Origin of the sequence: Paenibacillus sp. EKM212P, assembly GCF_011066115.1 — a bacterium.
GTDB classification, from domain to species: Bacteria; Bacillota; Bacilli; order Paenibacillales; family Paenibacillaceae; genus Paenibacillus; species Paenibacillus polymyxa_B.
Genome location: NZ_JAAMNR010000001.1, coordinates 944669 through 969933, shown reverse-complemented (window position 1 = coordinate 969933; position 25265 = coordinate 944669). Strand labels below are relative to the sequence as shown.

At 46.7% G+C, this 25265-nt stretch carries 24 protein-coding genes and 1 pseudogene; 21 read left to right on the top strand and 4 right to left on the bottom strand.

The window, feature by feature from the left end:
- Positions 1-8 precede the first annotated feature (8 nt).
- Positions 9-737, top strand: coding sequence for a potassium-transporting ATPase subunit KdpC (kdpC, locus tag G9G54_RS04570; protein WP_165176318.1), 729 nt, complete (start codon positions 9-11; stop codon positions 735-737).
- A 110-nt stretch (positions 738-847) separates the two neighbouring features.
- Here kdpC and G9G54_RS04565 read toward each other — a convergent pair whose 3' ends face one another.
- Together G9G54_RS04565 and G9G54_RS04560 are read right to left on the bottom strand one after the other, a co-directional pair.
- The gene (locus G9G54_RS04565; protein ID WP_061829572.1) at positions 848-2167 is read right to left on the bottom strand and encodes an Nramp family divalent metal transporter; all 1320 of its coding nucleotides are present in this window, start codon (positions 2165-2167) and stop codon (positions 848-850) included.
- A 215-nt stretch (positions 2168-2382) separates the two neighbouring features.
- Positions 2383-2667 (bottom strand): annotated as a pseudogene (locus tag G9G54_RS04560) (manganese catalase family protein); the annotation flags it as partial.
- A 261-nt stretch (positions 2668-2928) separates the two neighbouring features.
- Between G9G54_RS04560 and G9G54_RS04555 the strand changes: the two are divergent.
- The 3 genes from G9G54_RS04555 (at position 2929) to G9G54_RS04545 (ending at position 4353) form a co-directional block, all read left to right on the top strand.
- Positions 2929-3348: an organic hydroperoxide resistance protein gene (locus G9G54_RS04555; RefSeq protein WP_165176316.1), complete on the top strand. Its 420-nt coding sequence runs from the start codon at positions 2929-2931 to the stop codon at positions 3346-3348.
- Between the two features lie 123 nt (positions 3349-3471).
- The gene (locus G9G54_RS04550) at positions 3472-3798 is read left to right on the top strand and encodes a hypothetical protein (RefSeq protein WP_025722703.1); all 327 of its coding nucleotides are present in this window, start codon (positions 3472-3474) and stop codon (positions 3796-3798) included.
- Positions 3799-3927: 129 nt separating this feature from the next.
- Entirely contained in the window at positions 3928-4353 is a 426-nt protein-coding gene (locus G9G54_RS04545; RefSeq protein ID WP_165176314.1) for a thiol-disulfide oxidoreductase DCC family protein, read from the top strand.
- A gap of 8 nt (positions 4354-4361) precedes the next feature.
- Here the strand turns inward: G9G54_RS04545 and G9G54_RS04540 are convergent, their stop codons facing one another.
- Positions 4362-5138 (bottom strand): DUF3153 domain-containing protein, encoded by a 777-nt coding sequence (locus G9G54_RS04540; RefSeq protein WP_165176312.1) that lies wholly within the window; start codon positions 5136-5138, stop codon positions 4362-4364.
- A 238-nt stretch (positions 5139-5376) separates the two neighbouring features.
- Between G9G54_RS04540 and G9G54_RS04535 the strand changes: the two genes are divergently transcribed.
- The 16 genes from G9G54_RS04535 (at position 5377) to G9G54_RS04465 (ending at position 22723) form a co-directional block, all read left to right on the top strand.
- On the top strand, positions 5377-6348 hold the full coding sequence (locus G9G54_RS04535) for a metal ABC transporter solute-binding protein, Zn/Mn family (RefSeq protein ID WP_165176310.1): 972 nt from the start codon (positions 5377-5379) through the stop codon (positions 6346-6348).
- 14 nt (positions 6349-6362) lie between these two features.
- On the top strand, positions 6363-7127 hold the full coding sequence (locus G9G54_RS04530; protein ID WP_165176308.1) for a metal ABC transporter ATP-binding protein: 765 nt from the start codon (positions 6363-6365) through the stop codon (positions 7125-7127).
- 5 nt (positions 7128-7132) lie between these two features.
- Positions 7133-8062, top strand: coding sequence for a metal ABC transporter permease (locus G9G54_RS04525; RefSeq protein WP_165176306.1), 930 nt, complete (start codon positions 7133-7135; stop codon positions 8060-8062).
- Positions 8059-8955, top strand: coding sequence for a metal ABC transporter permease (locus G9G54_RS04520; protein ID WP_165176304.1), 897 nt, complete (start codon positions 8059-8061; stop codon positions 8953-8955). Before G9G54_RS04525 ends, G9G54_RS04520 begins: the two co-directional genes overlap by 4 nt.
- Before the next feature lie 215 nt (positions 8956-9170).
- Positions 9171-11498, top strand: coding sequence for a histidine kinase (locus G9G54_RS04515; RefSeq protein WP_165176741.1), 2328 nt, complete (start codon positions 9171-9173; stop codon positions 11496-11498).
- A gap of 217 nt (positions 11499-11715) precedes the next feature.
- On the top strand, positions 11716-11859 hold the full coding sequence (locus G9G54_RS25385; RefSeq protein ID WP_238807719.1) for a hypothetical protein: 144 nt from the start codon (positions 11716-11718) through the stop codon (positions 11857-11859).
- Positions 11860-12026: 167 nt separating this feature from the next.
- The gene (locus G9G54_RS04510; protein ID WP_165176302.1) at positions 12027-13193 is read left to right on the top strand and encodes a ParA family protein; all 1167 of its coding nucleotides are present in this window, start codon (positions 12027-12029) and stop codon (positions 13191-13193) included.
- 15 nt (positions 13194-13208) lie between these two features.
- Complete coding sequence (locus tag G9G54_RS04505) at positions 13209-14456, top strand: CpaF family protein (RefSeq protein ID WP_165176300.1); 1248 nt, start codon at positions 13209-13211, stop codon at positions 14454-14456.
- Positions 14453-15244, top strand: a complete 792-nt coding sequence (locus tag G9G54_RS04500) for a type II secretion system F family protein (RefSeq protein WP_165176298.1) — start codon at positions 14453-14455, stop codon at positions 15242-15244. Before G9G54_RS04505 ends, G9G54_RS04500 begins: the two co-directional genes overlap by 4 nt.
- Positions 15245-15250: 6 nt before the next feature.
- Complete coding sequence (locus G9G54_RS04495) at positions 15251-16135, top strand: type II secretion system F family protein (RefSeq protein ID WP_165176296.1); 885 nt, start codon at positions 15251-15253, stop codon at positions 16133-16135.
- 13 nt (positions 16136-16148) lie between these two features.
- Complete coding sequence (locus tag G9G54_RS04490; protein ID WP_013309278.1) at positions 16149-16340, top strand: Flp1 family type IVb pilin; 192 nt, start codon at positions 16149-16151, stop codon at positions 16338-16340.
- Positions 16340-17008 carry a TadE family protein gene (locus tag G9G54_RS04485; RefSeq protein WP_165176294.1) on the top strand — a complete coding sequence of 223 codons (669 nt, stop codon included), beginning with the start codon at positions 16340-16342 and terminating at the stop codon, positions 17006-17008. The genes G9G54_RS04490 and G9G54_RS04485 overlap by 1 nt, the downstream gene beginning before the upstream one ends.
- Positions 17009-17050: 42 nt before the next feature.
- Positions 17051-19267: a DUF5702 domain-containing protein gene (locus G9G54_RS04480; protein ID WP_165176292.1), complete on the top strand. Its 2217-nt coding sequence runs from the start codon at positions 17051-17053 to the stop codon at positions 19265-19267.
- On the top strand, positions 19236-20231 hold the full coding sequence (locus tag G9G54_RS04475; RefSeq protein ID WP_165176290.1) for a TadE/TadG family type IV pilus assembly protein: 996 nt from the start codon (positions 19236-19238) through the stop codon (positions 20229-20231). The genes G9G54_RS04480 and G9G54_RS04475 overlap by 32 nt, the downstream gene beginning before the upstream one ends.
- A 92-nt stretch (positions 20232-20323) precedes the next feature.
- Positions 20324-20836 (top strand): A24 family peptidase, encoded by a 513-nt coding sequence (locus G9G54_RS04470; RefSeq protein ID WP_165176288.1) that lies wholly within the window; start codon positions 20324-20326, stop codon positions 20834-20836.
- A gap of 63 nt (positions 20837-20899) precedes the next feature.
- Positions 20900-22723 (top strand): DUF6382 domain-containing protein, encoded by a 1824-nt coding sequence (locus G9G54_RS04465; protein WP_165176286.1) that lies wholly within the window; start codon positions 20900-20902, stop codon positions 22721-22723.
- Between the two features lie 191 nt (positions 22724-22914).
- Here G9G54_RS04465 and G9G54_RS04460 read toward each other — a convergent pair whose 3' ends face one another.
- Positions 22915-23829, bottom strand: coding sequence for a TIGR01777 family oxidoreductase (locus G9G54_RS04460; protein ID WP_165176284.1), 915 nt, complete (start codon positions 23827-23829; stop codon positions 22915-22917).
- A gap of 297 nt (positions 23830-24126) precedes the next feature.
- On the opposite strand from G9G54_RS04460, the gene G9G54_RS04455 reads away from it, so the two are divergent.
- Positions 24127-25254: a deoxyribonuclease IV gene (locus tag G9G54_RS04455; protein ID WP_025722686.1), complete on the top strand. Its 1128-nt coding sequence runs from the start codon at positions 24127-24129 to the stop codon at positions 25252-25254.
- The last annotated feature ends 11 nt before the right edge of the window (positions 25255-25265 follow it).

The following is a 25265-nucleotide window of genomic DNA, read 5'->3' as shown; positions in this document are numbered from 1 at the left end:
TGAACGACATGAGTGGTTTTTATCGGATGATGTCTGGACGCAGATTTGCTGCGCACGAAAAAGCCGAATCTGGCGGGCAAGGTCATAACAAACGTACAGGGACCGGGACAGTGTCAAAAGGACAACCGGAGAGACAAGAGATGCGAGGAAGTGCAGTTATTGGAGTGGCTTTGCGAACTTCAGTGCTGATGATTCTCTTGTGCGGTTTGGCATATCCGCTAGTCAGTACAGGAGTAGCACAGGTTCTGTTTCCACAGCAAGCAAACGGCAGTATGCTTCGTGACGCGGAGGGGCGGGTGGTCGGCTCCGAACTGATTGGGCAGTCCTTTGCCGATTCGGCGTTTTTTCAAGGTCGGGTATCGAGCGTTGATTACAATGGGGCTGGTTCAGGCTCAAGCAACTACGCGCCATCGAATCCAGCCTTGATACAGCGAGTCAAGGACTCTATTGCGGATTGGCAGAAGCATAACCCGGATGTACCCGTCAGTCAGGTTCCGGTGGACCTGATTACGAACTCCGGCTCCGGTCTGGACCCGCACATCTCGCCACAGGCGGCACGGGTGCAAATTCCGCGCATTAGCGGCTTGACGGGTATCCCGCAGGATCAACTGAGAGCACTGGTGCAGGAGCAGACAGAAGGCCGCAGCGCCGGGGTATTCGGCGAGCCGCGTGTGAACGTGCTCAAGCTGAATCTCGCGCTTGAGGCGCAAATGCAGGTAGAGCCTGCCAAGCGTTGAGTATTCTTTATGTATACAGGACAAATAAAATAGGATGAACAAAAAAAGGTATCTCGTTGCCATTGGGGCTAGTGAGATACCTTTTTAATATATTCATATTTGGCTACCGATTATCCTGAAATCGTTTGAATGATGAGCACTACATTCAAGATGATAATGACAGCGGTCACGATCCAGGTTAATACTTTTTGCCACATTTTATTTGCGAATTCACCCATAATCTTTTTGTCGCTGGTAAAGAGAAGTAATGGAATGATGGCAAAGGGAAGCTGGATGGACAGGATGACCTGGCTCAGCACAAGTAGTTCCTCCGCACCTTTTTCACCTGCGATAGCAGTGACGATAACCGCTGGAATGATCGCGATGAGGCGGGTCACCAGACGACGCAACCAAGGTGAAAGACGAAGATTCAAAAAGCCCTCCATCACGATTTGTCCAGCTAAAGTTCCTGTAACGGTTGAATTTTGACCTGAGGCGAGTAACGCCACCCCAAATAGTATGCTCGCCAGCGTGGTTCCCAGTAGTGGCGAAAGCAGATAATAGGCATCACTAATTTCGGCTACATCTGTTCTTCCTGCCGTATGGAATACAGCAGCTGCCACGATCAAGATGGCGGCATTAATAAATAATGCGAACATCAGCGCTATACTGGAATCCCAAGTTGCAAATGTAATAGCTTCCCGTTTACCTGCTGAAGTCTGCTCAAATTTGCGAGTTTGTACAATAGAAGAATGCAGATACAGGTTATGCGGCATTACAGTAGCGCCCATAATACCGATGGCAATATACAGCATGCTTGGATTCGTCAAAATTTGCGAGTCTGGTACAAAGCCGCCCAATACGCCGCCCCATTCCGGTTGTGCCAAAATGAGATTAATCCCAAAACAGCCGGCAATCGTCGCCATCAGCACAATGACAAGTGTTTCCAATGCCCGAAAACCTTTGTTTTGCAGCAGTAAAATAAGCATGACGTCAAATGCGGTAATGATGACTCCATATAGTAACGGTAGACCAAACAGCAACTTCAGCGCAATGGCTGAACCGATGACCTCGGCCAAATCCATGGCTGCAATAGCAATTTCGCACAAGAGCCATAAGCCGATGGCGACAGGACGACTGTAAGCATCACGGCACATTTGAGCCAAGTCTTTACCTGTGGCAATGCCGAGCTTGCCAGATAAGGCTTGAAGCAGGATGGCCATCAAGTTGGAGATTAGAATGACACTAAGCAACGTGTAGCCGAATTTCGATCCGCCAGCGATGTCTGTGGCCCAGTTGCCGGGGTCCATATAGCCGACTGCGACCATATAGCCGGGTCCAGCAAAGGCAAGAAACTTCCGAAACCAGGTTCCGTCTTTCGGGACGCTCAAGGAACGATTCACTTCCGACAGTGAAGCGATTTCCGCGAAGTTACCCTTTGTATTTTTCATACGCTTCACCTTCTTTATTGATGTTGAAATATATTATTAGTGACATAACGATTGTGTTATCCCTATTGTACACTTACAATAGTTTTTGTCTAGTGCAACTTTTGTGTGGTCAAGCAAGTTAATCGTATTTTTGAAGCAATATGGGCATCGTATAAAGCTGAACACTAGAAAAAACCAAGCTATATCGCTCTGAGGGGAGCAGCTTGGTCGTTTTGGATTTTTTTAAATTGTTGTCCATCTTCCGGGTGAACGCTGCTCCATATTTTATCAATTTCCTTGTAGTTATTCGGACTGAAATGATAAACAGTCCGGTGCAATCCTTTTTCTTCGAATTTACGCGTTTCAGAAAAGGCTTCATTCTCCAAGTTCGGAATCGGAAGCATTTTGGTCATTTCTACGCCTGTAAGCTTTTCCAACGCTTTGGCATAGGCCATCACATGGACTCCACCCCCCACCAACAAGTAGCGTACGAGCTCGCGTGCGACAGGGGTGTCAGACATGGAAGTCTGAGCAGATACAATAAAATGATGCGAGTAAGCCTTCAAGACACATGTTGACGGCTCCTCAAGTTAGGGGCTTATAACATATAGTGTAAACAAGGTGAGGTTGAACTAAACGGTAAATATACTGGTTAACAAACATACTTCAAATGATTCATTTTGTGTAGTTCGTTTAAAGTACATACGAGAAGGAAATCATGTATTAACATGACGATAGATTCCTACGGAATGCAAATAATATAGAGAAGGAGAGATGAAATCATGGAAGCATTATACACAGCATCGGCAACGGTACATGGTGGAAGAGACGGTTCAGTCGCTTCATCCGATGGGGTTTTGAAGCATAAGCTCAGCACACCGAAGGAACTGGGTGGCGCAGGTGGAGAAGCTACGAATCCGGAGCAATTGTTTGCAGCAGGCTATGGTGCCTGCTATGAGAGCGCATTGGCTAATGTGGCCCGAAAGGCTAAGGTGAAGGTGGACAATGTTGAGGTCACCAGCCATGTATCTATCGGCAAGGACCCAAGCGATGGCGGCTTCCAGCTGGCGGTACGTCTGGATGTGAAAATACCCGGTATTGAACGCGCCCAGGCCGAAGATCTGGCACGCCAAGCGCATGATTTTTGTCCGTATTCCAAAGCAACACGCGGTAACATTGATGTCGAGCTTAATATCATTTGACTGCATTTCTATAACTTTTACACTCTGGCCGCCGATTTATCGGTGGCTTTTGCACATAGATCTTGATTCGCTGAGAGTTGCGACCATTTGACATCATCGCCAAAATTCATTAAGATGGCTTAGGTGATTCTGGTCATCAGGTACGAAACAAATTTGAAAAATACGGGTGATATGATGTCTTACAGACCGAATATTGTTAATTTCACGCTGGCTGGCAGCAACGAAAAAGAAGGGCTTTATGAGTTTAAAATGAGTTTGGCCGATGGAACGGAGTGCCGCGTTTTTTCTCAACGTAATCCGGAGTGGACCTTGACGAATATTAGTCGACTGCTAACGACGCCTTGCCCGGTATGCCATAAGGATTTTATCTGCAAGTGTATGGATAAGTTTCATGAGGAGTTTTTAGAGCAAATTAATACAAAACAGCTGTTTGAGAAAGCATTGAGCTAGTTTTCGAACAGGTAAAGACTATACATTTCTAAACAAGCGTCGGATACTTTCGGCGTTTTTTTGTTTATATTCATATGGTTGCGTTGCTGGTATTCATGCCGCTGATTTCCTTGGAGGTGAAATGCATTTATGAATCAGTCTGATCATGCTCGTTCAGATCATTCCATTGTGTTGGTGGATGGGGTATGCCACTTTTGTCAGGGAGCGGCCCGCTTTATTATCAAGCGTGACCCTAAGGGAACATTTCATTTTGGTTCCCTGCAATCCGAGGCAGGACAAGAACTTTTACGTGCAGGAGGACTATCTACAGATCAACTGGATACGTTCGTGCTGATTGAAGACGGTACGTATTATACAAGGTCAACCGCAGCTTTGCGAATTGCCAAACGTCTTCGTTTTCCATATCCACTGGCCTATATGTTCATCCTGGTTCCCCGCTTTGTGCGCAATGCAGTCTATAACTGGGTGGCGCGTAACCGATATCGTTGGTTTGGCAAGGATGAAGAGGATCAATGTCAGATCCCCCCACCAGAAATTAGACAACGATTTTTTTAGTTGCTTTTTTAAGTTTCTTTTTTGGAGCGATGTCTACGAATTAGTAAGATCACAGCGATCACGATCAGTATCAGGCTCGTAACAGCTACATACACGATATGTCGTACATTGGGTACGTTAACAGACAATTTTAGCTCGTTAGATTCCAAAGGAGCAATGTCCCAATACAGTGTTTTTCCGTCTTCCGACACACGGTCCGCATTATGGGTAGCAGGTTGGATGGGTAAGGATAGGCTGAAGTTAAGATCCAGCTGCCGCTCCAGTAATTTGCGCGCAAACACATTCATTTGCTCAAATTTATCACTCAGTCCTTGAGCTTCTTCAGGAAGCATCCGTGGTAGATCGAGCTTCATGGTAAGATCAATATTCGTTGTGAAAAAATGTTGGCTCACAGCGCGCTTTATTTCTAATCCCTCAGGTAGATTTAATTCCTGACTGGGATTTTTTTTGTTTGTGCTCCAATCTCCTTGATAATGCCCCTTGATTTGATATCCCTTTCTTCCCTGTTCAGCTAGCGGCTGTACATCTACATTGTTGCTTTGAATACGCTTGACTAATCGATCTAGCAGCCCGGGATTGTCCAACATCATCAGTGTCTGGTTGTTTACACTTAACGTTGCATCCATATCTACACTTTGATCGAGATGAACATCTACATGGATGTCACCTCGAGCACAGGAAGTAAGGGTAAGCAGACAACACATTAGCATAAAAATGAACAGTATTTTTCGTATTAGATTTTGCTGACGTTGGTTCCGATAAGGACTGTATCCAGTTTGCTTCATGACCTGCCCCTTCTTTAAATACGTTCTTTAATTTTACTATTGGATATCTTCTATATATTACACATTGGGAGAACGAAAATCGAACGGTATAACGAAATACATAAGAATTATATTTTATAAAAATGTTTCCCTAGGTAAAAACTTTAGTGTATACTCTAAAATATAGTATTGATAAAAAATAATTGAACCAAGGAAATAGTTTGTCCCAAAACGAATATTCAAAGGAGGATTTTACAACATGAACAAGCAGTTTAAGAAGGCTTTGCCGCGATGGGTAGCGACGGTTGGAGTATTGTCTCTAGCTCTAGTTCTAGCGACTGCATGTACCGATGCTAAGAAGAAGGAAGAGGGAACTGCAAGAGAGGCGGGACAAAAAATAAAGGCTACGGCTACCATTGGTATGATCTCTGACATTGTCGGCAAGGTCGGCGGTAATCATGTGGAGGTCACGGGAATTATGAAGTCAGGCGTTGACCCGCATTTGTACAAGGCTTCTCAGGGAGATATGCGCAAGCTGGATCAGGCCGATGTTATTTTTTATAACGGGTTGCATCTGGAAGGTAAAATGCAGGACATTCTGGAGAAAATCAGCAAGCAAAAACCCGTCATACCCGTGTCCAAAAACATCGCACAGGATCAGTTGCGTGCAGGTAGTCCGGAAATGGGATCTGAGCATGATCCGCATATCTGGTTTAACGTACAGAATTGGATGTCTGCGGTAAAAACCGTCAGAGATGAATTATCGGCGCTAGACGCTGTTCATGCGGAGGAATATAAGGCCAACGCAGAAGCCTATCTTACTGAGCTGCGAGAGCTGGATGATTACACGAGAGAGCAGATTGCCAGTATACCGGAAGCCCAGCGCGTGCTTGTCACAGCACATGATGCTTTCGGCTATTTCGGAGATGCCTACCACATTCAAGTGAGAGGACTTCAAGGTATGAGCACAGAGTCAGAAGCGGGTTCTCAAGATGTGACCAAGCTGCGAGATTATTTGGTGGAGCATAAAATCAAGGCTATATTCGTAGAATCTAGTGTTCCGAGAAAGGCCATAGATGCGGTTATTCAGGGGGCCGCTCAGCAAGGCCATACAATTAGGGTTGGTGGCGAGCTGTATTCGGATGCCATGGGTGAAGAGGGCACAGAAGATGGAACATATATTGGGATGGTCAAGCATAACGTCAATACGATTGTTAAAGCTCTTAAATAAGGAGGCAAAGATACATGGGGCATTCACCACTTGTCGTTCGTGATTTATCGGTAGCTTATCAAAAAAAGCCCGTTTTGTTCGATGTTTCCTTTGAGGTGCCGGAAGGCAAGCTGATTGGTATTATCGGCCCGAATGGGGCTGGGAAATCTACGTTGATCAAGGCAGCGCTTGGACTGATTCCAAAGCTTAGGGGCGAGGTGCTGGTCTACGGCAAGCCCTATAAGCAACAGCTGCTCAAGGTTGGCTATGTACCACAGCGGGAGTCGGTGGATTGGGATTTTCCGACGAACGCATTGGATGTGGTTATGATGGGACGGTATGGCAGATTGGGCTGGTTTAAGCGTCCGGGTGCAGCAGATCGTCAGGCTGCGATGGAGAGTTTGGACAAGGTTGGAATGAGTAAATATGCAGACAGGCAGATTAGTCAATTGTCTGGCGGTCAGCAACAACGTGTTTTTTTAGCCAGAGCACTCGCGCAGGATGCTCAGCTTTATTTTATGGATGAACCGTTTGTCGGTGTGGATGCTGCAACAGAAAAAGCCATTATTTCGCTGCTCAACGATCTGAAACAGCAGGGTAAAACCGTACTTGTCGTTCATCATGATTTATCTACAGTCACGGATTATTTTGATCAGGTTATGCTGTTGAACGGGCATCTTATGGCGTTTGGAGAGACGATAGATATTTTTACTGAGGAAAATCTGCAGCGTACGTATGGTGGGCGTCTGAGTATACTCAAAACAAGCCCGGATTCCGGCACGATACTCGGAGTGAGGTGAGCAGTATGACAAGCTTGGCAACGCTTTTGACCGACCCGAATATGCAGTGGATTTTGCTGGGCTGTATTTTGCTCGGTTTAAGCAGCGGAGTGATTGGCAGTTTTATGTATTTGCGCAAGCAGTCGCTCATGGGAGATGCTTTGGCACATGCGGCTTTGCCGGGGGTATGTGTGGCTTTTATGATCACAGGTACAAAATCCGTGTTTGGATTTATGATTGGGGCCGCCATTGCAGGGATTGTTGCGACCTTTGCCATCAGTGCATTAACCCGGTATTCACGAATTAAAAGCGATTCCGCGATTGCAGCGGTGCTGTCGGTATTTTTTGGCTTCGGCATTATGTTGTTGACCGAAATTCAGCATAGTGGCGCTGGAAACCAAAGCGGATTGGATAAATTTCTATTTGGTCAAGCTGCGGCAATGGTATTGTCTGATGTCTATACGATGGCGGTAATTTCGGTGCTACTCATCGGAATATGTATATTATTTTTCAAGGAATTTAAGTTGCTCAGCTTTGATCCCGGCTTTGCCCGCGGACTTGGTTATCCGGCAGGGTTGCTGGATAAGTTGTTGATGCTATTGATTGTCATTGCGGTGGTTGCTGGCATTCAGGCCGTGGGAGTCATTATGATGGCTGCCCTGCTGATTACCCCGGCCGTGTCGGCAAGATACTGGACAGAGAAGCTGGGTGTCATGGTGTGCCTATCAGGCTTGTTTGGTGCTATAGCAGGCCTTGGTGGGACGCTCATTAGCTCTCTGGGGCAAAATCTGCCTACAGGACCGTTATGCGTTTTGTGTGCGACTGTGGTGTTTGGAGTGAGCTTGATTTTTGCGCCGCAGCGCGGGATGATCTCCAAGGCTATCGTTCGGTTGAACGCCAGAAAAAATCTGGAGCAGACAGTCGGAACACAGCCAAGGGAGGAGCGTGCCCTATGAGTTCATTTTATGTAATTTTGACGGGAATGTTAGTGGCAGGGGGATGTAGTATCGTTGGGTGCTTTCTCGTGCTTCGAAAAATGGCTATGATCGGTGATGCAATCAGTCATGCGGTATTGCCGGGGATTGTCATTGCCTTTCTCATCAGCGGATCGAGGGATTCGGTGTGGATGATGTTTGGTGCAGCTGTGCTGGGTCTTCTAACGGTGTACCTAATTCAGCTATTCCAACAAAGCGGTCTGCAAAGTGATGCTGCCATTGGCGTGGTGTTTACGACATTGTTTGCTATCGGTGTTTTGCTGATCAGTGTGTTTGCTTCCAATGCCCATCTGGATATGGATCACGTTTTGTATGGGGAAATTGCTTATGTGCCATGGAATACGTTCGAGATTGCCGGCTTCGATGTCGGTCCGAGGGCTGTGTGGATTACGGGCGCGATGTTTTTGATCAATTTGCTCGTGATAGGGGGCTTTTTCAAGCAATTTAAAATCACTTCCTTCGACCCCGCCCTGGCAGCTTCATTAGGCATTCCAGTTGTTTTTTTTCATTATCTGCTGATGAGCCTTGTCTCGCTAACGACGGTGGCATCATTTGAGAGCGTGGGCGCAATTCTGGTGGTTGGCATGCTCGTTGTGCCGCCGCTTACCGCTTATCTGCTGACGGAGAAGTTGTCTCGTATGATTGTATACAGCGTCGGATTTGGGGCCATCAGTTCGGTCGTAGGCTTTTACACAGCAAGTGTATTGGATGCTTCTATTGCAGCATGTATGCTGTGTGTATCGGGTGTGTTGCTGCTTTTGGCTTTTCTCTTTTCTCCGTCTCACGGTGTGGTATGGCAAAAGTTATTTCAACAACGGGGGATCGTTGGCGAAGTTGGCGAAGATAGCAAGTGATTGTAGGAAGTGATCCCATATGAGTTACCCAAAATAGCGTGTATTCAGGTATAAGAGACCTGAATGCACGTTTTTTTGCGCTTATACTGCCCTGCGCGGCTTTTTTTGGAGCAAGCTTGATTGATCATCTTGAATTGATTGGGACACGGGAGTACATTCATTACAACCATATAAGAATGAACGGAATGAGCGGTTACGCTGGGGGAGGAACGAAAGTGGAGAGCTTCAAACGTAAATCACCAGAGGAAATACTGGATTCGATTAACAAACTGCATCGAGGCAGACTCAAAATATACATGGGTGCGGTCAGTGGCTCGGGCAAGACGTATCATATGTTGCAGGAGGGACAATCGTTGCAGCATGAAGGTATTGATGTTGTAATTTGCGCGGTCTCAACCATGCAGCGGCCTGTGACTGTGGAACAGGTCGGCACGCTGGAGCGCGTGCCTAGTATTCATTGGATAAAAGATGGTGAGGAGCAAAAGGATCTGAATGTGGAAGCTTTGGTGGCACGAAATCCCGAGGTGGTACTGGTGGACCATTTGGCACATCATAACCGGAAAGACGCCCCATTTCCAACACGGCTGGAGGATATTCGGTATTTGCTGGAGCAGGGAATTAGCGTCATTACGACGGTCAATGTATATGAACTCGAAGGAATTACGGAGTGGGTATATCAGCTAACAGGCTTTGAAGCGGAATATACGGTTCCAGTTGATACACTGGAACTGGCGGATGAAATTCGTCTGATTGATGCCACCCCGGAGATGATTTTGGAACGGCTGGCGAAAGGCTACATGCATACGCCCAATCCTGAGATGTTTCACCGGGGAAATCTGGGTAAATTGCGTGAGCTAGCCCTGCGATTGGTAGCAGAGGATGTGAACGATTCGCTGGAACGGCACCGAGAGGAGTTAGGCTTGCACGGGGCGTCAGGAGCGGCAGAGCGTATTTTGGTACCTGTTCAATATCATTGGAATGGGTCTATTTATGTACGTAGGGGAGAACAGGTCGCCAAGCGGTTGGGTGGAGATATGCTAGTGGTCTCCTTTGTCAGCTCGAAGCGCAGGCTGTCCAAGGAATCAGCAGCCTTCAAGCGTTCGATTGAGCAGTTGGCTGACAAGATCGGATCGACATTTGAAGAAATTCCGCTTTTTTCTCGCAGAAGGTTGCCTCGTCAACTGATTCATTATGCGGTGACGCACAATGTTACCCGAATTGTTATGGGGCATTCTCGGCAGACTCCGTGGCAGGAGTTGATGAAAGGATCGCTGGTGAACGGGATTTTAAAACGAATGAAAAATATGGATCTGCTGCTGATTGCGGACCGGGCCGAGCAGGAGGGTGAGCGGATCTTGCCAACAATGAGACAGGAGGAGGGAGATAATGATCCGTATCATCGTTTGAGCGTTGAAGAAGCACAGGCTGAGGCAGCCAAAATCCTGCGGGGCAAGCTCAAGGTATATATTGGCGCTGCTCCGGGGGTCGGCAAAACATACACGATGCTGAGAGAGGGAAATGATCTGCTGGAGAGCGGGATCGATGTAGTTATCGGACTGCTGGAAACGCATGGAAGAGCAGAAACACTGGCACAAGTAGGCTCTCTGGAGATGCTTCCCCGTCAGTCCATTGAGCGTCATGGCGCACATTTGGAAGAGATGGACACCGAAGCCATTCTCAGGCGTAATCCCGAGGTGGTGCTTATTGATGAGCTTGCACATACCAACGTGCCCGGAAGTATGAGATCTAAGCGCTATGAGGATGTGCTTACCATTTTGGAACAAGGTATTTCTGTGATATCCACAATGAATGTACAGCATCTGGAGAGCCTGAATGATGCGGTAGAACAGATTACTGGCATACGAGTGAGAGAGACTGTTCCCGACCATATGATGCGTCTGGCCGATGAAGTACAGCTTGTGGATGTGGCTCCTAAATCGTTGCAGCAACGCATGCGTGAGGGCAAAATATACGATCCTGCGAAGGTGGAACAGGCACTTAGCCACTTTTTTAAACTGGGCAATCTGATTGCGCTGCGTGAACTTGCTTTGCGGGAATTGGCAGATGACGTAGATGAGCGGCTGGAATCCTGGGATCGACATGAATCACTTCGGGGACCGTGGCGCAGGGAGGAAGTAATCTTCGTAGGCGTGACGCTAAGTGAAAATGCTGAAAGGTTGATTCGCCGTGGTTTTCGTATCGCCTTTCGTCTGAAGGCTGTGTGGATTGTGACTTATGCTCATGTCGGTGAGCGTATACCTGAGAGACTGAACCCTCGTCTGGAACAACTAAAGTTGCTGACCCACCGACTGGGGGGGACCTTTGAGATACGGCTTGTTTCTAGCCGACGCGAAATTGCCGACATTTTGATTGCTCCGGTGGAAGGATATTCAGGTACACAGCTCATCGTGGGGCAGTCTTCCCGAAGTAGCCGTTGGGGTAAGTCTGCGGTTGTGCCAAGGATTCTCCGTCAAGCACGTCATATGGATGTTCTAATTGTGGCGGATTATGATCCGGATATTAAGCTGGAGGTAGATCATTAATTAGCCCAGTAAATTCATAAATAGTCATATGCTGGTTACCGATGGTTCGCTGCTTCCATAGTATATTCTATCTCAAAGAAATGGAGGCGAATTTGAATGTATAAACATCGTAAGCATGATTGTCATTTTCCAAAGCCAAAAAAACGTGTCTTTAAGAAGATCATTAAGGTGACTGTCATTAAGTTTAAACCTAAATTTAAACGTGATCACTGGAAACATGAAGATTTTGATAAGAAATGTCATTGCCGGAAACGTCGCCATCATCGCCATCATCGCCATCATGACTGTCATCGTCGTCATCACAAATTCTACTAAGATGAAGATAGTAGGAGGCGGGGCTAGACTGCCCGCCTTCTCCTAGTACGAGGATTTTGGAAGATACTTGCACAAAAAATACTTGCTCTAATATAAGCGCTATGCTATTCTACCAGTAAATAGATTGCACGTGACGGAAGCACCGTTCACCAACCGTATGTACTTACGGATGGATGAACGGTGCTTTTTTGCGTTGTTGTGTTAGGGAAAGGGATGAGCGTTATAGTTCCAGTGAAAGTGGTATTGGCTGTAGAAGGCCGGGATTATATTGAGCCGCTGCTGAATTATGTTCACGGAAGCGAGTACGCCAGAAGGCTGAGAATAACGGCTTTTTCGCAACCGGAGGCATTTCATCAATACATGATGGAAACCAGCGGAATGAAAAGACCGGACGTGGTGGTTGGTGAAGCGGCTTTTTTGAATCTATGGACAGATAGGGAAGCTGCTGATATTCCTTGTTTGGTATTGCATGAGGGAGAACAAGTGAGCGAATATGGACAGCCTTTATTAAAATATCAGCCCTTATCTGAGCTGGTCGGTTTTATTTTGGAAACGGCGAGACAGAAGTCGAACGGTCGGAAATGTGTAAACAGCCGGGAAGGTGGACTGATTATCGGCATGGTAGCAGCTTCCGGCGGACTGGGCAAGACAACGGCCGCACTCAATATGTCCAAACAGCTGGGGAATGAGGGATATTCGGTATTCTATCTGAATCTGGAGACGGTGGATTCAAGTTCGTTGTTCACTGGTTCAGGCAGTGCTAGCAGAGCAGAAGGAGAGGGGCTATCCAGGTTGCTCTATGATCTCAAGGCGGAGGGGAATGAGGGCATTCCATTATCCGTGGCAGCCTATTGTGTTCGCCGCTCTGAAATTCAGGCGGATACTTTTCAGCCTGTCTATAATCGTAAGGAACTGACGGACATGACTTGTGATGAAGCGAAAGAACTGATTCGAACGGTTGCCGAAAGCGGACAGTATGATGTAGTGATCGTAGATGGCGATTCTGAAAAAGGTGACCGGGCTCAAGCTGTGCTTGAAGCTAGTCATAAGCTGATCTGGCTGCTGGCAGACGATTTAATGAGCATGCACAAGTGCGGATTATGGCTGGATGTTTTAGAAACCACGCAGCCTGAAGGGCTTGAAGATATGATATGCAAAACCAGCTTTGTGGTGAACCGCTATATGGGAACTATGATCAACTCGTTACCTCGTGACTTCATGGAGCTAAACGGAGCGTTACCCTATATACCTTCATGGAAGCAGATGCAGCACCGTGAGCTACTGCTTAGTTCACCTATTTATCAGCGGGAAATTCGTCATCTGTGCCACGAGCTGCTGAATGTGGACGGTGTAACACATCCGCCGGCCGTCTGGTCTTAAAAGGGGCTGATGAACATGAATGAGGAACGGTTTAAGGCATTGCGAGCAGATATCCGAAACGGGCTGGACGTAACGTCTTCGGTAAAGGATGCCGATCTGGTTCGGCATATTGAAAATCGAATTTTACACGATGTAGAGCTGGCGGGCTTAACTTCCCGTGAGAAGCACGCACTTGTCCGCAAGATTTTTAACTCTTTCCGTGGGCTAGATGTACTCCAGCCATTGATTGACGACCCGACCGTTACGGAAATTATGATCAACAGTCACCGGGAAATCTTTGTGGAGCGGGCTGGTGAGGTGATGCAGGTACCCGATCAATTTGAGTCCCGCGAGCGACTGGAGGATTTAATCCAGACGATTGTAGCCGGGGTGAACCGAATTGTGAATGAGGCTTCTCCCATTGTGGATGCCCGGTTAAAGGATGGGTCACGCGTAAATATTGTGCTGCCTCCAGTTGCTCTCAAGGGTCCGACGATGACAATACGGAAGTTTCCCGAGCGTCCTATGACGATGGATGACTTGATACGAATGGGTGCGCTGGATGCAGAAACCGTTGCTATGCTCAAGGACTTGGTACGTAGCAAGTACAACATTTTTATAAGCGGGGGAACGGGTTCTGGTAAAACAACTTTTCTGAATGCATTATCCCAGTTTATCCCGTCGTCTGAACGGATTATTACTATTGAAGACTCAGCAGAGCTGCAAATTGTGACGGTCCCTAATCTAGTTTCCATGGAAACAAGGAATGCGAACACCGAGGGAAAGGGAGAAATCACAATTCGTGATCTGATTCGCTCCTCCCTGCGTATGCGGCCCAATCGCATTGTGGTGGGTGAGGTCCGGGGAAGTGAGGCGCTGGATATGCTGCAAGCGATGAATACTGGCCATGATGGAAGTTTGTCAACTGGGCATGCGAATAATATCCGCGATATGGTCAGCCGGCTGGAAACGATGGTGCTCGGAGGGGCAGAGCTTCCGCTTGGAGTAGTACGGCAGCAGATCAGCTCAGCTATTGATATATTCGTTCATCTGTCACGGATGCGCGACAAATCCAGACGAGTGCTGGAAATTAGCGAAGTGATTGGTTTTGAAAATGGTGAGGTGACGCTTAATCCCCTTTATCGTTTTCAGGAACGAGGAGAAAGTAAGGGGCGAATCGTAGGAGGTCTGGAACGTTGTGGCGAGGGTCTGCAACATACTTTGAAGCTGCAAATGGCCGGGATCAATCCGGAAAGCTGGCACAGGGGAGGAGTATCAGCGTGAAGTTAGGAAAAACGACTGCCAAGCAAGTATCACGTGAGGTCCCTTCTCTGCCAGATTATACGGTGTATACATTATCGTCAGTACAAAAAAGTCTATGCATATTGTTTAGTGGCGTGCTGTTTGCGATGATCGGCTATCTATTTTATCACCAATGGATATTATCATTGCTGTGCGCTGCCGGGGCTGTGGTGACGCCTCGTTATTTTAGGCAATTTTTGCTGCAACGACGCAGGTCTGCTCTAAGCATCCAATTCAAGCAGGCTTTATATTCACTATCGTCTTCTCTTTCAGCGGGCAGGTCGGTGGAGAATGGTTTTCGTGAGGCTGTAGAGGATTTGAGATTGCTTAGTCCAGATGGAGATCACGACCTGATTTTTGAATTTAATATCATTACCGCCTGTCTTGAAATCGGACAGCCTGTAGAGTCTGCTTTGCAGGATTTGGCCCGTCGGGCGCAGATGGAGGATATTACGAATTTTGCGGACGTATTTGCGGCTTGCAAACGAACCGGAGGTGATCTGGTGGAAGTCGTACGACGAGCTTCAAATGTCATTGGTGAGAAGTTGGAAATTCAGCAGGAGATCGGTGTAATGATTGCGCAAAAACGTTTTGAATCGAGGGTTATGTTTGCGGCGCCTTTTTTGTTTGTATTGTTTATGACGATGACAGCGGGTGATTACATGATGCCCTTATACAGCGGTACAGGTATGATTTTATCAACCTTTTGTTTATTGGTGCTTGGTGGATGTCTTGTGTGGATCAACCACATTATGAAGATTGAAGTGTAAGGAGAGATGGGTGTGGTGATGTTGGTTTGTCTGGTCATGCTGGTTCTGCAAGTGGGAGGTTGGGTGGTGCTGAACCAGATGCATGGTGCTAAGTATGCGCATTTTCGCCATATGAAGCTGGAGGGACTGCGGCTGCAAAGACTTTCGGTCCCATTTGTACACATGATTCATGCTTCACGTGCTACTCACAGGCTGCCTTTGCTGATGTTCAAGCTCCAGCGTTCGGTGCAGAAGCTGTATGGTATGCGCAACAGCGGAGAAAAAACGATGCTTTTTCTGGCAGAAATGTTGGGTTACGGATATATGATGGCTGCTGGTGGAGCTTTAATATCGCTTATGCTGGGCGGGGATGCGACTGGGCTGGTGCTCGGATTGGGACTTGGTATTCTGGTACCCATCGCGTTGATCAAGGATTTGCATGGGAGAGTACAGAAGCGGGATCAGCAAATTTTAATGGAACTGCCTGAACTGTTGAGTAAAATGATGCTTTTAGTAGGTGCAGGTGAGACGGTACAACGGGCATTGCTACATTGCGTGGAACGTAAAGGGGCGGATACGGAACATCCGTTGTATCGAGAACTGAGGCAGACGGTGGCGGAATGGGAAAGTGGTTTTTCCTTTCAACAGGCATTTGAGCACCTGAGCAAACGTTGTGGTATTCAGGAAATGACGGTATTTACGACGACAGTTTTGTTGAATATGAGGCGCGGCGGGAGCGATTTCGTGATGGCTTTACGTGAGTTATCCCAGACGTTATGGGGCAAGCGGACTTCAATTAGCCGCACAAGGGGGGAGCAGGCTTCATCTAAGCTAGTATTCCCGATGGCGCTGATTCTGCTAACGGTAATTGTGCTGGTGGGCGCTCCGGCTTTAATGATGATGAATATGTAGGAGGAATACAACGATGATGACATTAGTAACAGGCAGTATTCGTAAATTGTACAAGGATGAGGATGGTCTGGGTACGTTAGAAATGATCCTGATCATTGCCATTCTGATTGCGGTGGCAATTATTTTCAAGGATCAGATCAAGAAAATTGTAGAAGGGCTTTTGAAAAAGGCGGATAAAAAAAGTAACGATTTTATGGATTCATAATGCTACGCAAATTGGCACAAAAAGAGGACGGGAGCTTCTCCTTGGAAGCTTCCCTCGTCTTTCCCATTCTACTGCTGGTCATTTTTGTGATGTTATTTTTTTGCCTGTACATATATCAAAAATCTATATTGGTGCAGGTCGCTGCTACTGCTTCGGAAAGGGCCGCTTACAGTTGGGATAACAGCTTCAAGGACCCGCGTACGGGAGCATTTACACAAGGGCAACGGGATTCTCTCTATTGGCGCTTGAAGGATGATGTTATGCTGGGAGCCCTGTTTGGCTGGACCGGAGCCAACAATCAGGAAAGTGTACAGGTGCCGGGCGGCAATGGGGGAGGCTCGTTACCTGCTCAAAAGCTGTCCAATGCAGAAAATAATATGCCTGCGGGCATGCAGGGGCAGATGACATATGAGAACAGTATGATTCACCGTAAGGTAACCACAAAGTTAAATAAGATAGTGAAGGTACCTTTGCTGAATCAGTTTTTAGATCAGACAGATTTGCAAGGGGAAATGAGTTCTGGCGTGGTCGAACCTGTAGAATGGATTCGTACGGTGGAGTTGGTCCGTTATTATGGTGCGAAGTTTATGGGCAGAGGATCAGGTGAAAAGGTAGATTCGGCAGTTGTAGGGAAAGTATTGATGCAATATGGTCAAAACGGTCAGTGAGAAGTAAGTAATGGGAATGGGTAACTAGAAAGGAGGAAGCGGGTGTTTGGTAAGGGACACAATACAAAGGACGGGGAATCAGGTGCTGTCACGGTCTTTTTAATTCTGATTTTGGCGGTCATGTTCGGTTTTATTGCTGTATTTATTGATTACGCGAGAATTGCTGCACTGCATGTGCAGACCGAACGGCTGACCCATGCGGCGGTTCGTTCAGTGATGTCTGCTTATGATCCGACATTACAACAGGAGTACGGTTTGTTTGCTTATGGCGAAGGCGGCGGAGAACAAATTATGGTCAAAGTACTCAATGACAGCGCGCGGCGTACGGCACGCGCAGAAACGCTACCGCTTATGAATATGAAGCTGGATTCTAGTTCCCTGCAAATGGAAAGGGAGCTTGGTAAATATGCCATATTTAACGAGCAGATCCGTGAAGAGATGAAGTATAAAGCACCTGTCGATTTTACGTTTGAAGTGCTCGAAAAGCTAAAGCCGCTCTCTCAAAATATGAAAGAGGCTTCTCATACGGTAGATTTGCTGAAACGGCTGCAAAAGCTGTACGACAGACGAGAGGCCAAACTAGATGACATGCTGGAGAAGCAGCGTAAGGCAGGAGCTTATATGGAAGAGGTTCGTAAGCGGATTATTAAACAGAAGGGCACCTATATGCCCAATCAGTATATATGGGACCCGCTTGAGGTTGTAGCTGATATTGCCGCTCAATATAAGCATTACGTACATGTATATGAAGACAATAAGAAGAGTGTGGACGACGTTAAAATCATGCAGATGGAAAAATATGCACGTAGAGCGAGGGCAGCGCTTGATCGCCTGCGTCAGATCATGGCTCAGGCTGGGGAAGAACATGATAAGCTGCTTCTGGAAGCCAAGGAACCGTTAAATGAGGCCCAACAGATTAATGAAGAGATGCGCAAAGTCATTGCCCAATATAAGCAGAGGGCGGCCAATGCAGGCTACGATGAGGTTTCAGCAGCGCCTACTCCAAGCGGAGCAGGCTCCAACGCAGATCCGTCGGTAGGAAGCGCACGGCAAAAAGCAGAGGATTTATTGATTCCAGACAAGGAATTTGAGCAATGGGAAGCAGAAATTGAAAAGCAACGGACTTCTATAAATACTGCTAACAATAGAATAACGAGTATGATGCGTACATTATCTTTTTATACAGATCCATTTTTGAATGCAGACATGCTCAAGCAAGAAGTCGCTTCAACGCTCAAAGAGATAGATAAATACTTGAGTGCGTATGCTTGGACGGGACCTGCGAATGTACTCGACGGTGAAGCCAAAATGATGGATACGCGACGTGGACCGGACAAAGAACGCAAGAAAATGGAAAAAGAGGCGAAAAACAAGCTCAAACAAGCCTATCGGATCATTGAGGTTCTTTCCAAAGGTAAACAAAGTGCAGAACAATTCAGAAATTTGGAGCGGTATTACAATGAAAGTATTTCGTTTAACCAGTCTACATCCAGTCCATCTGTATCCGCTGATTTGTCCTATGACACCTATGATGCAGCGGGAGCTTCCATGGATAGTATGGATGGTCTATACGGGTCGGCATCCAATTTACTGACTCAACTGGGAGACGAGTTTTACCAGAATGAATACGCGCTTTCTTACTTCCATCATGTGGATTTTAGCCGTTTTGGCAGTTTGGCCGGATCGGGTGGAAATGTGGGAAATGCTGCACAGATTTTGGGAGATCAGCTGGAGGTGAATAATCAGGAAGTTGAGTACATCCTGTATGGGTTCCATAATCCGACGGGTAATCTGGCATCCGCCTATGGAGAAATTTTTGCTATGAGACTCGCCATTCGAACAATGGAGGGATTGGTTAAAAACAGCTCAAAAGGTAATCCGCTGGTCGTTTTGGCGGCAGCTTTGTTATATGGAGTAGAAAAAGCGATAGAAGATATGATTATGCTGGCACAAAAGGGGGACGTGCCATTGTCTGATTTTCTAAAATTTCGAATGACATACAAAGATCATTTGCGATTGTTCCTGATGCTCCATAGCAATAATGAACGAAAAATGTCCCGTATGCTTGCTCTGATCCGCCTGAATACAGATGTCAATCCTGCTGAGCGGCAAACGTATGCAACGGGTGAGGTCAAGAATGGGATGAGGCTGTGGTTTCTACCTGGGGTAATGAAGATGCTCGGGACCGCCTCAAAAGAAGGCGAGAGTATTAAGGGAAGTGTGTACTATGTCACGAAAACAGCGCATTTTTCCTATTAATCAGTATTTACGGCAGGTTTGTGGGCAGGAGCGGCGTGAACAAGGAAGTATTGTTTTAGAAGCGTCACTCGTGTTGCCAATGTTTCTGTTTTTTATTATTTTTCTCATTTATATGGTTCAGATGACGCTGGTATCCACAGCCTTGCAGACCACCGCTTCAGAAGCGGTTAAGCAGGTTTCGACTAAAATCTACCCAGTTTCTCTAGCCGTGGAGGCGGCGTCCGCGAAAATAGATGCAGTCCGTGAACCACTGGATGAATTGCCCAAGTTATCTGTGAGTGAATATGCAAGCCAATTCGCTGCCCAGTTGCCACCTCCAATTGGTGATTGGGTAGAAAGCGCTGTTCAGGGCGGTCAAAAGCCGATGGAGGAGCTGCGGGGGCGATTTACGGAAGCTGCACTTGACCCTGTTCTGAAGCCGATGCTAAAGCCTTTTATGGAGGAAAGCATTCTCGAGTATGACCGTATTCATATAACGAGCGTACATGTACCTGCTCTTACAGGAACTAAGGACCCTTATTTTAGAGTAGAGCTGTCGTATGAACTGCCGATGAAGGTCCCCTTTCTGTATCGCAGCATTGTGCTTCAGGCGGCGGCAGAGGAACGTCTTTGGATTGGCGACACAGGGGAAGGAGCAGGTACAGGAAATGCGACAGGAGATAAGGATGCGCAGCATTCCATACATTTGCTCGTCAAGCCTGAACCTGCTGTGAAAGGTGTGTACAATTTGATCAAGGCCAAGGTTGAGCCTGGGACGACTGCTAACCTTTCTGTACTTTATAAGTCGGGTGAGAGCACAGCTCAGCACTTGGGCTGGACCTCTGCCAATGCGGACGGGATTATTGAATGGAACTGGTTTGTGGGAACGAATACAACACCCGGTCAATGGAGCTTTGTGATTGAAACGGAGGACGGTCAACGTATAGAAGTTCCGTTTACCGTGGAAAAGTCAGCTGATGGATAGATAGGATCGACTCGACATAGACGGACGGATAACTACGATGGAAAGTGATTTGGTAGTCTGCTAGTTCTATTTTATAAAGGGGGAAGATCGCATTGACGTGGATGTATATTGTATGCGGAGTTCTGCTCGCGATTGCGTTAGTTACGGATTTACGTAGCATGAAAATCCCTAATAAGCTTACATTGCCCGGCATAGTGGTAGGCTTGGTGTTCAATACTCTGTTTGGAGGGTGGCACGGTTTTTTATTTGCTGTTGCTGGACTAGGTACCGGATTTGGGTTCATGCTGATTTTGTACTGGATGGGAGCTGTTGGTGCAGGAGATGTAAAGCTGTTCGGCTTGATTGGAGCATGGACAGGTGCCGCTTTTGCATGGCAGTCAGCTTTATATTCGATTTTTTTTGCAGGTATTATTGGCATAGGAATTTTGCTATGGAAGAGGGAAAGCATCATGAGACTGCGGCGCGTGGCTTTTAATTTAGGAGGATTTTTTCTATTTCGCAGCGGCAAAGCGCTGACCAGTGGAAATGAAGCGCACCTCAGGTTTCCTTTTATGACGGCAGTCATTCCGGGAGCGATCAGTGCTTATCTTTACTTCTTGCCATGACATGTCCGCTGGGGGAGATCATGCTACCTCACGGAGATAGGAAATTGTTAGGGAGGTCATGAATTGTTGGGTTTAAGTAGGGATTTTGCCCGGAACGGCGGGACATTTATGATTCTAAACAAGGAAGACGGGCTCAAGACCGATGATTTAAATTCCGTACAGAGCGGAATGATGACTGGTAATCGGATTCCCGGTCTGCTGGAACTTAGAATAAAGGAAGTCGATTTTCAGATTGAGTTACATTACGACATTTCGGGGCAACGCATGCTTTCCCAGTTATGGAAAGGTGGGGGCGTGTCGACTTCTGATTTCTACCGGATTCTTTATGAAGTGGCAGATGCCCTCCATCGCAGCCCGCAATATATGTTAGATATCCGCCAGTTTATTTTGCATGAGGATTATATTTTTCTAAGTGGTTCAGGTACTAGGAAAACCGCCAGTTTAACCTATGTTCCTTTACGCAGTGTACAGTATGCAGGGCAAACAGGCAGTCAATTTAAGCAGATGGTTATTCGTTTAATGACTCGTGTGGCCCACTTTCAGGGAGAATATATACAACGCCTACTGGATCTGTGTGATAGAAATGAATTTGAATTGGGATTGCTAAAGGAACTGTTATTACAAGGAATGAAGGCCGGTACAGAGAGTGCTAGCGTGCAGGGAGAAAGTATGGAGGGGCGAGCTTTTTCATCAGCCGACCCTCTCATATCTGCTCATACCTCTCATGTCTCTCATACCTCACAGGGGAACTATACTGATCGTGGCGGAACATACGGGCAAGAGCATCGGGAGACTCTGCAGGAGATTCAGGAGCTTAAACGGATCAATCGGCTCAAACCGTCCATGAAACCAGAGGAGGATTCTGAGCTTGTAACAGAAAACGAAGTAGAAGATATGGAGCCTGGATTGCAAAAATATAAAACGTACATTGCTCTTGGATGTCTGCTCGCTTCGGCCATCGTGTGGCGTTATATTTATCTGGATCATCCAGAGACGGTACCGTTGATCATTTCCGTGGTGCTGACCTTGGTACTTGCCGCCGTTGCTTATATAAGCTGGACGGGGAAATGGGAGCGGAATAGAACTTCATCTCATATGTACAGCGATTCAGTACCTGTATTGGATTCGGAATGGTTAGGAACTACTTCTTCCCCAGCGCAGCGGAAAAATGATCGTTATCAGGTAGATAAGCTGACCGGATTTGTAGCGGGACAGCATCATCAAGACAAGCGATCTTCCGATTTGAGTGATCAAGGGCAGGAGAGCTGGAGATGGACTTTTCCAAACTCAGAATCTAAAAGCGTGGGAGACCGAGTTACGGAAGACAGGGAGAAAACTTCAGCAAATTATGACTTACACGAGCCATCGTGGAAAGGTGCGGAGCGGGGAAATGAATTGGAAGCCAGTGATACCAGTGAGGCTTATTATAAGTCTCTCTCCGGGATAACGGAGCTGCTAAATGCTGCATCTAAGCAGGAAACGATGCTGCTTCGTCCAGATCAAGAGATACAGATTTCACCTGTTCAGCAACCACCGATTGCTTGCCTGGATCGCAAGCCACCAGGTAGTGGAGGGACCGAGCGCATCCGGTTGCAGCCAGACCAATTCGTTGCAGGCAGCTTTATCATCGGGAGAGACCCGCAACTGGTCCAGTTTGTGGAGCATACGGATGGAGCCTCCCGTTCTCATATTGAGCTTTGTATAGTTACAGGAGAACATAGCCACATTGTTAAGGATTTATCCTCGACGAACGGAACTGTTCTGAATGGAGAGCCTATGGTGCCTTATAAGGAGTACACAATGAAGGATGGAGACACTTTTAAAATCGCCGGGGTATCTTATACTTATCGCTTGGACTCTTTTAAATCCTCCAATGCATATAAATAAAGGTTATATGGATATATGTCAAGAAGAGGCCTGTTATGTTCAGGGCTTCTTTCTTTGTAATAGGGGCTATTCATAGGAATAAATGAGCATCTTAAAAACTTGCAGTCTGCTTGAGAGATTGTGTCGGACTAAAAAAGAACTCTAAGCTGGCAGTGACACTACCTACCAGCCTGGAGTTCCTCTTTTTAGATTCAATGCTGTTTTTGGGAAGAATGGAGTTCCTCAAGAGCGTCCTTAAGTGAAGGATAGTTAAACTTAAATCCGTGCTCCAGCGCTTTGCGCGGTAGTACCTTTTGACCATCCAATACAAGCGTGCTCATCTCACCAACTAGCTTTGAAACGAGAATGCTGGGGACGGGAAACCAGTGCGGACGGTGATATACCGTAGCTACTGTCCTCCCAAACTGGTCGTTCGTCAAGGGATGTGGTGATGATGCATTCACTGCCCCAACGATTTCCGTCGTATGGATGCAGTACGTGATCAGACGAACGATATCTTCAATATGAATCCAGCTCATCCATTGATGGCCACTGCCTATTTTGCCGCCGAATCCGAAGCTATAAGGCATCTTCATGAGGGGGAATGCCCCTTTTTTTCTGTCCAGCACAAGGCTAATGCGTAACTTAATTAAACGGGCATCAGAAGGATAGGCATTGGCGGCTTCCTCCCATTGCTCAACCACCTGAGACAGAAAATCTCCCGAACGACGCGGGCTCGTTTCATCGAATGTTTCGGTCAGGGAAGTACCATAGGCGGCAACAGCCGAAGCCTGAATGATAACTTTCGGCTTTTTTTGTAGAGCATTCAATGCTTGAGCCAACCGTGCAACAGATAGCAGTCGAGATTGAAGAATTCTTTGTTTGGATTTATCCGTCCAGCGCTGATTCAGCGTTTCGCCTGCTAAATTAACGACCGCATCGGTGCCTTCCAGTACTTCAGGCTTTTGTTTTAATTCGTTCCAACTCATATATTGCAAACGGGGGCTCGCTTCGTGTCCTACCAGTGGCTTGCGGGTAACGACTTTCACAGTGTATCCGTCGTCTAGCAAGCTTTTGACCAGTGCACTCCCCACCAATCCAGTTCCTCCACATACGATGATGTTCATGGAGCCAGCTCTCCTTCCGATTCACAAAAAAATACATCTGTTATAGAATATAACCCTTTTCGAGAAAAAAACTTCATATGAATGTACCTTTATACGGTTAAGGATGTCAATCCATGATTTTATTTACCCTCGTTTGACTAACATATATTCGGATGTGTACTTTATCTACGTGTTCCCTTAATAGAGTCATTTAAGAAAGCTGCCATAAAAGCTATGTTGTTTGATTTCAATAATCACGTTAAAATGATTAAATTAAAATAAGACAAGCATAACAGGATAAGGGGATGAATCAGAATCATGCTGAAAATTGGTTCTCATGTGTCCTTCTCGGACAAGGGTCTGCTCAGCGCTACAAAAGAAGCGTCTTCTTACGGGTCCAGCTCCTTTATGATATACACGGGGGCACCGCAAAACACGCGCCGTAAGCCGATGGAGTCCATGTATTTGGAGGAAGGCAAGCAGTTAATGGCTGAGAAGGGAATGGAAGATATCGTGGTGCATGCCCCGTATATCATCAACCTTGGCTCTTACAAAGAAAATACCTATGAGCTTGCGGTCAGCTTTCTTCAGGAGGAAATTCGACGCACACACGCGATTGGTGTGAAAAATATCGTGCTACATCCAGGCGCTTTTACCGATAAGGATGCAGAATACGGAATTGGGCGTATTGCTGATGGTTTGAACGAGGTACTAAACGGCGTGAAGGAGACAGATGTTAACATTGCGCTTGAAACGATGGCAGGCAAAGGAACGGAAATGGGTCGTAGCTTTGAGGAGATTGCCTCCATTATAGATAAAGTAGAGCATAACGAGCGTCTTACAGTTTGTATGGATACCTGTCACATTCACGATGCGGGTTATGACATCGTAAATGATCTGGACGGTGTATTAGAGCAATTCGACCGTATTGTCGGCTTGAATCGCATCGCAGTTGTTCACATTAATGACAGTAAAAATCCAGTTGGCGCTCATAAAGACCGACATACTCCGATCGGATCAGGCTGGATTGGCTATCAGACGATTCATAATGTGGTGCATCATGAAGCACTTCAAGGACGTCCGTTTATTTTGGAGACGCCATGGATTGGGAAGGAAGCCAAAACTCAGCGTCCGATGTATGAGGTTGAAATTGCCCTGCTTCGCGGAAATGTAAAGGAGCGCTTTGGGGATGAGTTTTTGGGTCAGGTAGAGCAATTGCATTCGTTTTTCAAAAAACAGGATGTGGATGTCCGTAAATTTGTGCTGGACACCTGGGCTCTGCTGAAAAATGATGCCAAAGCAAGAAAAGCCGATCCACGTGAGCCGTTGGAGCGTCTGTATGACATGATAACGGAAGCAGCACTATTTCCAGATTTGAGCGAAGAACACATTAATCAACGGTTGATTGCCTGGTTTGCCGGCAGTCATTTGCCAGTGACGGTATAAGCTAAGGGGGA